This window comes from Vagococcus lutrae, from assembly GCF_003987555.1.
Lineage (GTDB): Bacteria > Bacillota > Bacilli > Lactobacillales > Vagococcaceae > Vagococcus_A > Vagococcus_A lutrae.
In genome coordinates this window covers 175600-187886 of the sequence record NZ_NGJW01000004.1, presented here as the reverse complement: position 1 = coordinate 187886, position 12287 = coordinate 175600, and the positions used below count along the sequence as shown (strand labels likewise).

Here is a 12287-nt window from a genome sequence, read left to right as displayed (position 1 = left end):
AGTAATTTTTTGATATCATTAGACATGAGCATATCGCCTCCCGTTTGGTTTTTTGTCGTAAATTAATCATATAGGAGAACGGTATGCTTTTTAATACCTAAAATTAAGAAAATTAAAAAAGGGCTGATGAATCATTTTTTGATTCATCAGTCCTTTAAATTATAGAGCCTCTTTTATCAGTTGCTTTTAGCACGACAAAAAACTGTTGAAGTTTTATCTTCAACAGTCTTTTTGTATTCTATCTCAATAGTGTTTGTTCGACGCATAAACCGCACGCAGCAATGGCTCCGTTAGTCGGATGATAAGGTTTGAGTGATAATTTTTGTTTAGAAACAGAAGAAAGTAGGATGATATTTTTTTCTACCTGTTCTTTTAAAAGAGTAAACAATTGTGGTTCATCGAATAGTTGTCCATGAATAATAATATGATGGGTATCAATCATCATAGCAATATTATTAATCGTAATGGCTAAATATTTGATCGCGTTATGTAAAATGTTAATGACGCCCTCATCACCTAGTTGATAAGCGTTTAAAATGGTATCAACTGATAGTTTTTCGTTGATGGGACATAGTTGTCTTAAGTAAGTAGTTTCTGAATTGTTATATAGAATTTCCGACTTTTTGATAATCCATGCCTCACTTGCATAGGTTTGCAAGCAACCACGTTTTCCACATTCACAGAGTTCCCCGTCTGGATGTACCACGATATGTCCGACTTCTCCGACAAGAATATTTTCATTCCCATATAGTTTTCCGTTATAAATACTGGAACAAAACATACCGCGTCCAACATGTAAGATTGAAAAGTTTTCCAGCTTCACTCGCGGATTAAATAGACGTTCTGAAATTGCTAGACATTCAACGTTATTACTAAAGTAAATAGGGTTGTTAAACAGTTCGAATACCTTATCAAAACTAAAATCTTTCCAAAAAGGATTATTTGTCTGTATTTTTTTTAGTTCTGCTTGGAAATGTCCTGGAAGTGCGATACCAAGTGCAACTGGTTGATAAGGAGAGCATTGTTTCAAAAAGTCTTGAAAATGTTGATAAAAGATATCATTTAGATTATTTTTCTCAAGACGCGTTGGCTCAATCACTTTTTGTTCTTGTAAATGACCGTTATTGTCGCAAAGAGCAAAAGAAAAGAATTTTTCAGAAAGTTCGATGCCCATATAAAAACTGTGCTGATTGGAAATAGTGAGTAAGATTTTTTTTCGTCCTGATTTATTGGAGTCACTTTCTTCTCCTAATTCATGAATCAGTTTTTCTTCTATTAATTGTCCGGTAATGTCACTAATTGTGGCAGGGGTGATGCCTGTTTCTTTTGCGATATCAATCCGTGAAATAGGTGATTTATTATAGAGAACCTCTAGGACTTTCAAGCGTCTTTCTTTTTGGATTTTTGTAAGTTTCATATAATCCCTCCATCTCTAGTTATTCAAGTATAGCATATTGATTATTTTTTATAAATAAAAAATAGAATATTTTGTTATTTATTAGTTGACAAATAACAAAAAATTATTTATTATAGCCTTAATGATAATAAAAAAGAAATAAATAAAGAAATGATAACGCTTATATATTATTTATATTTATTTTTTATAATTAAATAGGAGGGTATTATGGGGAAACGATTAATTAGTGCGAATGCTTCAGAAATTCTCAATATGTCACGTGAGGAATTAAAGCAAAGCATTTTGGCAAGTGAGGGCCGTGTGATTATGTCAGAAAGTGTGGTGTTTCGTGAGCCTTTTGTGGATGATATTACAAATGCGGAATTAGCACGTGCTTTTGGGGCGGATATGATTTTATTAAATGGTATTGATGTCATGCAACCTGAAATTGGAGGACTTCCTAAAGAAGAGGGAACGTTCGTCGAAACTCTGCATAAGCTAGTAGGACGCCCGGTAGGTGTGAACTTGGAGCCAGTTGATGAAGAAGCAGCCATGGTAGAAAGTCGCTTAGAAATTGCTGAGGGGCGTAAAGCGAGTTTAACAACGATAAAACAAATTGAAGAATTAAAAGTCGATTTTGTCTGTTTCACAGGTAATCCAGGTACTGGTGTCAGTAATAAAGAAATCATCAAAACGGTTGAAGTGGCACGGGAACATTTCTCAGGTTTGATTATTGCGGGAAAAATGCATGGTGCAGGTGCGAGTGAGAAGATTATCGATGAAGCAACAGTGGATGCGTTTATTGAAGCAGGAGCGGATATTATTTTAGTGCCGGCTGTAGGAACGGTACCTGGTTTTGATAAAGAGGATTTAAAACCTATTATTCGTCGTGCTCATGAAAAAAATACATTAGTGTTAACCGCGATCGGAACGAGTCAAGAAAGCGCAAATCCGTCGACGTTAGAACATATTGCTATTGAAAATAAAATTTGTGGTGCAGATATTCAACATATCGGTGACGCTGGTTATGCTGGCCTAGCACCTGTTGAAAACATTTTTGCTATGAGTAAGGCGATTCGTGGTATGCGACACACAGCATCGATGATGGCTCGATCTATTAATCGTTAATAAAAAAGGAGGAGTATAAAATGGATAGAATTAATCAGTTTTTAGAAGAAAAGATGTTGCCAGTAGCGAGTAAGCTAAGTGCGAATAAAGCACTTATTGCCATCCGTGATGGGATAACTCTTGCAATGCCTCTCATCATTATTGGGTCACTGTTTATGGTGATTGCAAGTTTTCCTGTACCTGGTTGGGAAGATTGGTTAGGTAAAGTTGGGGTAGCTGGATATTTATGGAAGGGTGTCGATAGTAGCTTTGGTTTGATCGGACTAATTGCCAGTTTCGGTATTGCTTATAGTCTAACCAATCAATACGGAGTTGACGGTATCTCTTCTGGGATTGTGTCACTGTCTACTTTTATTACGGTGACCCCGTTTGTGACATCTGATGCAGGGGCCGGCATGCCGGCTGGTTATATGGCAGCTAAAGGATTGTTTATTGCTATTATTTTAGGATTGATAAATGGATATGTTTATCAATGGTTTATTAACCGTGATATTCGAATCAAACTCCCAGAAACTGTTCCGTCAGCTGTTTCAAAAAGTTTCAGTGCGATTATTCCAGGTGCCGTGTTAATCACATTTTGGTTGATCGTTTTTGGTCTGCTTGATGCCTTTTCTTTACCGAATTTACATGATGTTGCACAGGTTGTTTTAGGGAAACCATTAGGGTTGTTAGGAAGTAATGTCTTTGGAACGATTATTGTTGTAGCCTTGAATAGTTTATTCTGGTTTGTGGGAATACATGGTGGGAATGTCGTTAACTCTGTTATGCAGCCAGTATGGATTGCTAATTTAGATGCAAACCGTGAAGCTTATCAAGCTGGGCTAGAATTACCACATATCTTTACAGTTGCTTTTATGGACAACTTTATCTATATTGGTGGCGGTGGTGCAACGATTGGTCTAGTGCTTGTACTAGGTTATCTAGCACGTAAAAAGAAAACAAGTCAACAAACAAAAGTGTTAGCGCCTATTACCGTTGTGCCTGGTCTTTTTAATATTAATGAACCTACGATGTTTGGTTTACCGGTCGTTCTTAATGTTATGTTATTATTACCGTTTATTGTCGCACCTATTGTGAATGTTGTAGTTGCTTACTTTGCGATGTCAACAGGTCTTGTTCCTTTAACACGAACGGTTGCGACTTGGACGATGCCACCAATTATTAGTGGATTCCTAACAACTGGAAGCGTGCGTGGTTCTCTTTTACAAATCGTATTAATTGTATTAGATGTGTTGCTTTACTTACCGTTCTTTTTAGCTGTTGAAAAACGTTTTAAACAAGAAGAATTAGGTCATTAGTTTTTAGACGAAGTCACTGAAAACCTTTCGTTCTGCGAAAGGTTTTTTTGTTTGTTTTATCACAATTTATGATTGACGACTGATTACTGACGGTGTAAGATATAGATATTGAGAATGATTATCAATATCATTAATCATGTGAAAGATTAAATTTGTAAAGGAGTATGTATGATAAAGCTTACAGAGTGTCGTCTTAATCACGTGTATGAGTTTGTTTCATTTGAAGGGGCACGTCATTATCAACGGCACTTACGTCATTTAGGTCTGAGAGTTGGAACACCGGTGATTGTTTTAAAAAATGATGTGACACAACCGCTTATCCTGTCGTTTAAAGGGACAAAGATTGGCTTGGATCAAGATTTGGCAGCAGATATTCGGGTCTGTGAAGCAGATATAGAAGAGACAGGTCACCTGAAAAAACTATCAGATATTGAGATAGGAAAAATAGTTCAAGTTGTTGATTTTTCGGTTGAAGGCGCAGTTAAACGTCGATTAATGGATATGGGTATGACAAAAGGCACAGCCCTAAAAATAAAAAGTTTTGCCCCTTTAGGAGATCCGATTGAAATAAACCTTCGTGGTTATGATTTAAGTCTACGCAAGGCAGAGGCGGCGTTAATTATCGTAAAAGAGGTGTAGGATATGAAGAAAAAGACGATGGCGCTGGTTGGAAATCCTAATAGTGGGAAGACAAGTTTGTTTAACGCTTTGACAGGCGCTAATCAATCAGTAGGTAACTGGCCAGGGGTTACGGTAGAAAAAAAGGAAGGACAAATCAAACAACACTCTGATTTACTCGTCCAAGATTTGCCTGGTATTTATTCTCTATCACCTTATACACCAGAAGAGGTCGTGGCACGAGATTATTTAATAGAGCAACGGCCAGATGCTTTGTTAAATATTATCGATGCCAGTAATTTAGAACGACATCTTTATTTAACGACACAGTTACTAGAACTTGGTATTCCCATGATAGTTGCATTGAATATGATGGATGTGTTGGAGAAACAAGGAAGCATAATTCATACAGATAAACTAGCTTATGCTTTAGGTGTGCCGGTGATTAAAATGAGCGTTATTAAAAACAAAGGGGTGAGCGAAAGTCTTCATAATCTTGAGCAACTCTTAAAGAATGGCAACCAAGCACCAAGTTATCCATTATATGATAACCGTTTGGAAGTTGCTTTGGAAGAAATAGCGTCAATACTTCCAGATACGATAACGTCATCACAAAAAAGATGGTACAGTATTAAGTTTTTTGAACGTGACCAACAGGTATTAAAACAAATAGATTTATCTGAAAGTACGAGAGCAGAACTTGAAGAAATCATTACAATAACGGAGAAAATATTCAAAGAAGACAGTGAGAGTATTATCATTAACGAACGTTATGCCTTTATTAGTAAAGTCGTCGCGTTATGTAGCGTGCAGAAAAATTCCAATCAATTTTCAGTCAGTGATTACGTAGATCGTGTTGTTACTAATCGTTGGCTCGCCTTTCCAATTTTTGCAGGGGTTATGTGGTTAGTTTATTATTTGTCTATTCAAACAGTGGGAACGTTTGGGACGGATTGGGTAAATGATGTTTTATTTGGAAACTGGGTTCCTCAGACAGTTGAGCATATATTAACAGTGTGGAAGATTGCTCCTTGGCTACAAGCGCTTATATTAGAGGGAATTATTGCTGGAGTTGGTGCTGTGTTAGGATTCTTACCACAGTTAATGGTGTTATTTTTATGCTTATCATTTTTAGAAGACTGTGGTTATATGTCACGCATTGCTTTTGTGATGGACCGCTTTTTTCGTCGTTTTGGTCTTTCTGGTAAGTCCTTTATTCCGATGCTTGTTTCAACAGGTTGTGGAGTACCGGGGATTATGGCTTGTCGAACGATTGAAAATGAACGTGACCGAAAAATGACGATTATGACAACGACTTTTATGCCGTGTTCTGCAAAGTTACCGATCATCGGTCTAATTACAGGTGCTTTTTTCCCACATCAAACGTGGGTCGCTCCGTCAGCTTATTTTGTTGGCATGGCTGCTATCGTATTGTCAGGAATTATCTTGAAGAAAACACGATTATTTCAAGGGGATACAGCACCTTTTATTATGGAGTTACCTGATTACCATTGGCCACGCGTTCAAAATAGCGTGAGACAAACATGGGAGCGGTCAAAATCTTTCGTGAAAAAGGCTGGAACAGTGATTTTTGCTAGCTCGGTCATTATTTGGTTTTTATCTTCATTTGACTATCAAGGACAAATGGTTGAAACAAGTAATAGTTTATTAGCTACTATGGGACGCAGTATCGCGCCTGTTTTTAAACCATTAGGATGGGGAAGTTGGGAAGCGACTGTGGCAACGATAACAGGATTGATTGCAAAGGAGAATGTTGTAGGGACATTTGGCGTGTTATTTGGTCAAATCAACAATGTTTCTGAAACAGGGAAAGAATATTGGCCCTTGTTAAGTAATCAGATTACTCCGATTGCAGGTTATTCATTTTTGTTATTTAATCTACTTTGCGCGCCTTGTTTTGCGGCAATAGGAGCTATTCGTCGTGAGATGAATGATTGGCGATGGACGACATTCGCTATTGGATATCAAACTGGATTAGCATATTTAGTAAGTTTTGTGGTGTATCAGTTTGGTCATGTGATGATTGAGGAGGCGTCGTTTAATATAGAAACATTTTTAGCTGTCTTAGTCGTGATGATTGTTGGGTATTTATTAGTGAGAAAGCCAACAGTGTCTAAAACTGAAGTAGTCGAAGGGATTCAAGTATTGTAAGGAGATGACGTATGGGAACGATAATCTTAGCAAGTATTATTTTTAGTTCAGTGGCGCTTGTCATTTATAAATATGGGATAAAGAAAGAATCGAGTTGTGATTGTTCTGGAGTTGAATGTCCGGTAAAGGGTAAAAAAGTAAAAGCTACCGAATCCATAAGTGATTGATTCGGTGGCTTTTTTTTGAATGATTTCTTCCTATTAAGAGGAAAGAAATGTACCTCACTTCAAATGAAAACGATGTCATAATAAAAACATAAAGTTTAAAGGAGGAAACATGATGAAAAATATACTTTTAGTTTGTGGCGGAGGGGCTTCTAGTGGTTTTATGGCTGCTAACATGCGTAAAGCAGCGAAGAAAAGAGGGATAGAAATAACTATTCAAGCACGTAGTGAGTCAGAATTGGAAGAACACTTAGATACTACAGATATGCTTCTTATCGGGCCACATTTAAGTTATATGGAAGAAGATATAAAAGCGCAATTAGGAGATAGACCTATGAAAGTCGCTGTGATACCACAAAATATTTATGGACCGTTAGATGGAAATAAGGCAATTGATTTTGCTTTGGATTTGGAAAATAAATAAAAGGAGTTTTTAAGATGCAAAAAGTAATGAAGTTTATGCAGACAAAGTTTGCTCCTCGTGTAAACAAGATAACCAAGAATGTATGGATTGCTTCAATCCAAGATTCAGTTATGGCTATTTTACCATTCATATTGGTGGGATCTTTGATAACGTTAGTATCTTTAATTAATGAAATAAAACCGATACTGCCAGATATGTCATTAATTAATTCGTTTTCTTTTGGTATGCTAGGTCTGTTTATCTCATTTTTAATTCCGTACAATGTCTTAGAAAAGAAAAAATATCATGACAAAAAGCAATTGAGTGGGTTAACAGGCGTTACTATGTACTTAATGTTGATTGTTCCAACAATTAATGAACAAAATCAAATTACTTTCGATTTTGATCGATTTGGTGCAGCAGGGATGTTTGTAGCGATAGTTGTTGGACTTTTTGTAGGATTGATAATGTCGACAGCTTCTCGGTTTTCATTTTTTAATGAAGACTCAACTTTACCCGATTTTATTATTGTTTGGTTTGATACACTGATTCCAATTTTTATTTTACTATTCATTGCATGGTTATTGTTAATTAATAATATTGACTTTTTTGATATTATCGTCAAAATATTTGAACCTTTACAAAAAATCGGTCAGAGTTTACCAGGATTTGTGATTATTTGTTTCTTAATGGCATTTTTATATTCTTTTGGTATTAGTACGTGGGTGCTTAATCCAATTATTTTTCCTGTCATGGTAAAAGGAATTGCAGATAATGCTGCATTAGTAGCTAAAGGTGCAGAAGCAATTAATATTAATACTCAAGAAGTGCTATACACTGGTTGGGTTGCTTTTGGTGGTATTGGTTATACAATGCCTCTTGCCATACTGTTATTATTTGCTAAATCAAGTACATTAAAAGCAATAGGAAAGGCAACATTTGCTCCATCATTATTTAATATAAATGAACCAATCGTTTTTGGTGCTCCAATTGTTTTCAATCCAATTTTGATGATTCCAATGTGGATTAATGGTCTAATAATGCCACTAATTACATATATTGTTTTAAGATCGGGCTGGGTTGCAATACCGTATAAAGCCTTTCAACTTTGGTATTTACCTTATCCTATTTCAACTTACTTAGTAAATGGAGATTGGCGCGGAGTTGTGTTATTTATAGTTTTGACAGTACTATCATTTATAATTTGGTATCCGTTTTTCAAAGTGTATGACCTTCAAAAATTGAAAGAGGAAGCAACGTATTAAAAGATAGTAGTACAGATAGGAGAATATTTAATGGACGAAAAAATAAATGAAATTTCTATGACAATTATTTTACACGCTGGTGATGCTAGAAAGCTAGTAATGGAGGCGTTAAGCAGTATAGGAGATAACGATTTTCAAGAAGCTGATAACAAACTGGTTGAAGCTAAAAAGAAAATAAATTTAGCACATAGAGCTCAAACAACGACCATACAAAGTGAAGCTAGTGGAGAGAAACAAACATTTTCTTTATTATTCGCACACGCCCAAGATACTTTAATGACCATTAGTAGTGAATGGAATATAGCTAAAAAGATGATTGAAATTTTTGAAAAGGTTGATAAGAGATTGGAGAGATTAGAGAATGAAAAATAATGAATCCGTTTTTCCAACTAACTTTTTATGGGGTGGTGGTGTTGCAGCTAACCAATTTGAGGGGGCTTGGGATGTCGGAGGCAAAGGTGTATCGCAAGATGATGTTGTTCCATTCATAGACTTAGAGAAGTCAACAGATATACCGGTATTCGAAAGTAGAGAAGTCATTACTAAAGGTCTAACTGATAATAAAAACATTTATCCGAAGAGATTTGGTATTGATTTTTATCATACTTATCAAAGTGATTTAGATTTATTTCAAGAGATGGGAATGAACGCTTTCCGTACATCAATTGCGTGGACAAGAATCTTTCCTGAAGGTGATGAATTAGAACCTAATGAATCAGGTTTGAAATTCTATGATGACCTTTTTGATGCTTGTCTAGAAAGAGGAATTAAGCCGGTCATTACATTGTCTCACTACGAAATGCCATTGAATTTAGTTTTAAACTATGGTGGTTGGAAAAACCGTGAAGTTATAAATTATTTTGTTCGTTTTGCAAAAGTTGTAATGGAAAGATATAAAGATAAAGTTGAATACTGGATTGTATTTAATCAAATAAATTCTGCGTTAACGGACGCCTATTTATCATTGGGTTTGATAAAAGATGAGGAAGAAGATATAGAGTTGGCTAAGTTTCAGAGTATTCACCATCAATTAGTTGCTAATGCAATGGTTGTCAAAGAAGGGAAAAAGATTAACAAAGCGTTTAAGATTGGTTCGATGAATTATGAAATGCAATCATATCCATCTAGTCAACGTCCTGAAGATAATTTGGCAGTGATTCAAAATGAACACGCACAATTATATATGTCAGATGTTATGGTTTTTGGAGAGTACTCATCTTTTATGAAACGATATTTTAAAGAAAAAAATATCAGTTTGATAATAGAGGATGAAGATTTAAAACTATTAAAAGAAAATACAATTGACTATTTAGCAATTAGCTATTATTTAACAACTGTCAGAAGTGCAGATATGGGTTGTATTTTAGATAAAATTGAATGGAATATGGACGAGAGAAGTCGAAATAAATATTTACCAACCTCAGAATGGGGATGGCAGATTGATCCAATAGGGCTCAGAATAGCTTTAGACAAGCTAAACACACGATACAGAGGTTTACCTATTATGATTGCGGAAAATGGTATAGGAGTCAGAGAAACTTTAGGAGATAACAATCAAGTTGAAGATGACTATCGAATTACCTATCATCGCGAACATATCCGACAGTTGAGAGAAGCAATACGAGATGGTGTTAACGTGATTGGTTATCATCCTTGGGCACCTATTGATATTATCAGTGCTGGAACTTCTGAAATGGAGAAACGATATGGATTTATTTATGTAGACCAAGATAATTTCGGGAATGGAACAAAAAAAAGGTACAAAAAAGACAGTTTCTATTGGTATCAAAAAGTAATAAAATCAAATGGTATTGATATTGATTAAGTTGTATAATGATTGTTGTTTTTAAATCGTTCTGTAAATGAATGTGAGAGGACTTTATGTCCTCTTTTTTTGGAGGTAATGATGATTTCTGAAAATGAAAAACTGCTAATCGATTATTTATTAAGACAAAATAGGTGGGTAAAATCACAAGAATTATCAGCACTATTAGGCGTTTCTAAAAGAATGATAAGGAATTATGTAAAAAAAATAAACGAAGCATCTACAACAAAGAATTATATAGAGTCTTCTAGAGAAGGATACAAGATAAGTATTAAAGAAAATATCATTAATAATCCAACGCAGATATCAGAATCTATTGAAGATCGAGTTCGTTTAGTCATTTTTAAGCTATTGACAAATAATAGAGAAGAAATACATTTAAAAAAGCTAGCAGATGAGTTGTTTATCTCTGAGTTTACTCTAATTAAAACATTAGCTGATATTCGCATTTATCTAGAAGACTATCAAATAACTCTAGTAAGGAGGAAAGGATTCTTACTACTAATGGGTAGTGAACAAAATAAAAGGCGATTAATGACGACTATTATGAGAGAGGAATTACACGCATCTGGATTTTTTTCAAAAAAACAAATTAATTTAGGATTGACTGTATCTCAACAAGACATAGAAAAAATAATTGATGAAGAATTAAGAGAAAATGGTAAGTTCATAAATGGTTACATGTTGAAAAATATCAGTTTTCATATCATGATTGCTCTATATAGAGTAAAAGAAGGGAATTCTTTAGAGTTAAAAAAAACTAACATCCACGAATTACAGGACGAAATAAATGTTGCAAATAAAATTGCGATGAGAATTTTATCTGAGACAGGAATAAAACTTCAAGAAAGTGAAGTTTTATATATTGGTATGTTATTATTAGGAAATATAAGTACTTACGCTTTTAATGAATTGACAATGGAAGATATGAGAAGAGAAGCAGATGCGTCATTTATAGAAATTTTAAATACTATTATGGATCAAGTTTATGATTATTATTACATTGATTTGAATATCGAACCATTTAAAATCCAATTTTTACTACATTTAAAAAACTTATCTCTTAGGATAAGCAAGAATCAAAATGTGAAAAATCCAATGTTAAAAGAGATAAAAAATGCCTATCCATTAATTTATGATATTTCTGTCTTTATATCAAATGAGCTAAATAAATATTTCAATACGATGTTGAGTGAGGATGAAATAGCGTTTATTGCTCTTCATGTTGGAACGACTTTAGAGTATCAAAAAGGAGTATCTGATAAACTACGCACCTTATTAATTTGTCCTAAATATTATCAGATTGATCAGCAAATTATATTGAAAATAAATGAACATTTTGAAAATGATATTGAAATTGTACAAGTTTTAACGGATAGCGACTATTTAATAAATGGATTAGAACAGTACGATTTGATATTATCAACCATATTTATTGAAGAAAAAGAAGTCAAATATAAAACTCCAATTATACAGATTAAACCTTTTCTCAGACAAAAAGATCTTGAACTGATAAGGCAAGCAATATATCGAATAAATCATCAGAAATCAATCGAAGACTTCAGGAAGTGTTTAGAAAATTATCTACCCGAAAAAATGTTCTTTTCAGGTAAGAGAATTGATAACAGAGAAAAGGCATTGAAATTTTTAGTTTCACAATTTGAAAAAGATAGAATTGTGAAGAACGATTTTTATGAAGCCGTAAACAAGAGAGAGGCATTATCTTCTACCGCTTTTTATAATATGATTGCTATGCCTCATACTTTAAAATATAATGCTAATAAAACAACCATCAGTATTTTAATCGCAAAAGAGGCTCCAATTCAATGGGGAGAATCATATGTCAAAATTGTATGTCTTATTGCTACGAATGAAAATGAAAAGCGATTCTTCAATGACTTTTTTCAAAACTTTATTGAAATATTATCTGATATAAGGAATGTAGAGAAAATCATTGCATGTAATGATTATAAAGAATTTGTCGCGTGTATATTGGATGTGTTTTCATAAAAAGCTCA

11 protein-coding genes are annotated in these 12287 nt (G+C 34.3%); 10 read left to right on the top strand and 1 reads right to left on the bottom strand.

Translation table 11 applies throughout. The annotated features are described in order from the left end of the window. Window positions 1-238: 238 nt before the first annotated feature. Complete coding sequence (locus CBF33_RS04580) at window positions 239-1417, bottom strand: ROK family transcriptional regulator (protein WP_126762030.1); 1179 nt, start codon at window positions 1415-1417, stop codon at window positions 239-241. A 207-nt stretch (window positions 1418-1624) separates the two neighbouring features. On the opposite strand from CBF33_RS04580, the gene CBF33_RS04575 reads away from it, so the two are divergent. The 10 genes from CBF33_RS04575 (at window position 1625) to CBF33_RS04530 (ending at window position 12279) form a co-directional block, all read left to right on the top strand. Beyond that, window positions 1625-2524, top strand: a complete 900-nt coding sequence (locus CBF33_RS04575; protein WP_126762028.1) for a DUF7916 family protein — start codon at window positions 1625-1627, stop codon at window positions 2522-2524. 20 nt (window positions 2525-2544) lie between these two features. After that, a complete protein-coding gene (locus tag CBF33_RS04570) occupies window positions 2545-3822 on the top strand; it encodes a PTS sugar transporter subunit IIC (RefSeq protein WP_126762026.1) in 1278 nt (425 codons plus the stop codon). 168 nt (window positions 3823-3990) lie between these two features. Continuing rightward, window positions 3991-4461, top strand: a complete 471-nt coding sequence (locus CBF33_RS04565; RefSeq protein ID WP_126762023.1) for a FeoA family protein — start codon at window positions 3991-3993, stop codon at window positions 4459-4461. A 3-nt stretch (window positions 4462-4464) separates the two neighbouring features. Next, on the top strand, window positions 4465-6612 hold the full coding sequence (gene feoB / locus CBF33_RS04560) for a ferrous iron transport protein B (protein ID WP_126762021.1): 2148 nt from the start codon (window positions 4465-4467) through the stop codon (window positions 6610-6612). Window positions 6613-6623: 11 nt separating this feature from the next. Beyond that, window positions 6624-6779, top strand: coding sequence for a FeoB-associated Cys-rich membrane protein (locus tag CBF33_RS04555; RefSeq protein ID WP_126762019.1), 156 nt, complete (start codon window positions 6624-6626; stop codon window positions 6777-6779). A 112-nt stretch (window positions 6780-6891) separates the two neighbouring features. After that, a complete protein-coding gene (locus CBF33_RS04550; protein ID WP_126762017.1) occupies window positions 6892-7200 on the top strand; it encodes a PTS sugar transporter subunit IIB in 309 nt (102 codons plus the stop codon). A gap of 14 nt (window positions 7201-7214) precedes the next feature. Next, the gene (locus CBF33_RS04545) at window positions 7215-8444 is read left to right on the top strand and encodes a PTS sugar transporter subunit IIC (RefSeq protein WP_126762015.1); all 1230 of its coding nucleotides are present in this window, start codon (window positions 7215-7217) and stop codon (window positions 8442-8444) included. 30 nt (window positions 8445-8474) lie between these two features. Then, window positions 8475-8816 carry a PTS lactose/cellobiose transporter subunit IIA gene (locus CBF33_RS04540; protein ID WP_126762013.1) on the top strand — a complete coding sequence of 114 codons (342 nt, stop codon included), beginning with the start codon at window positions 8475-8477 and terminating at the stop codon, window positions 8814-8816. Continuing rightward, window positions 8806-10269 (top strand): glycoside hydrolase family 1 protein, encoded by a 1464-nt coding sequence (locus tag CBF33_RS04535; RefSeq protein WP_126762011.1) that lies wholly within the window; start codon window positions 8806-8808, stop codon window positions 10267-10269. Before CBF33_RS04540 ends, CBF33_RS04535 begins: the two co-directional genes overlap by 11 nt. A gap of 81 nt (window positions 10270-10350) precedes the next feature. Continuing rightward, window positions 10351-12279 carry a BglG family transcription antiterminator gene (locus tag CBF33_RS04530; RefSeq protein WP_170167751.1) on the top strand — a complete coding sequence of 643 codons (1929 nt, stop codon included), beginning with the start codon at window positions 10351-10353 and terminating at the stop codon, window positions 12277-12279. Window positions 12280-12287 lie beyond the last annotated feature (8 nt).

What these genes read in the sequence shown, in the direction of transcription:
- CBF33_RS04550 (WP_126762017.1), top strand. Translation starts at nt 6,892, where the DNA reads ATGAAAAATATACTTTTAGTTTGTGGCGGAGGGGCTTCTAGTGGTTTT.
- CBF33_RS04540 (WP_126762013.1), top strand. Translation starts at nt 8,475, where the DNA reads ATGGACGAAAAAATAAATGAAATTTCTATGACAATTATTTTACACGCT.
- CBF33_RS04545 (WP_126762015.1), top strand. Translation starts at nt 7,215, where the DNA reads ATGCAAAAAGTAATGAAGTTTATGCAGACAAAGTTTGCTCCTCGTGTA.
- CBF33_RS04570 (WP_126762026.1), top strand. Translation starts at nt 2,545, where the DNA reads ATGGATAGAATTAATCAGTTTTTAGAAGAAAAGATGTTGCCAGTAGCG.
- feoB (WP_126762021.1), top strand. Translation starts at nt 4,465, where the DNA reads ATGAAGAAAAAGACGATGGCGCTGGTTGGAAATCCTAATAGTGGGAAG.
- CBF33_RS04580 (WP_126762030.1), bottom strand. Translation starts at nt 1,417, where the DNA reads ATGAAACTTACAAAAATCCAAAAAGAAAGACGCTTGAAAGTCCTAGAG.
- CBF33_RS04575 (WP_126762028.1), top strand. Translation starts at nt 1,625, where the DNA reads ATGGGGAAACGATTAATTAGTGCGAATGCTTCAGAAATTCTCAATATG.
- CBF33_RS04530 (WP_170167751.1), top strand. Translation starts at nt 10,351, where the DNA reads ATGATTTCTGAAAATGAAAAACTGCTAATCGATTATTTATTAAGACAA.
- CBF33_RS04535 (WP_126762011.1), top strand. Translation starts at nt 8,806, where the DNA reads ATGAAAAATAATGAATCCGTTTTTCCAACTAACTTTTTATGGGGTGGT.
- CBF33_RS04565 (WP_126762023.1), top strand. Translation starts at nt 3,991, where the DNA reads ATGATAAAGCTTACAGAGTGTCGTCTTAATCACGTGTATGAGTTTGTT.
- CBF33_RS04555 (WP_126762019.1), top strand. Translation starts at nt 6,624, where the DNA reads ATGGGAACGATAATCTTAGCAAGTATTATTTTTAGTTCAGTGGCGCTT.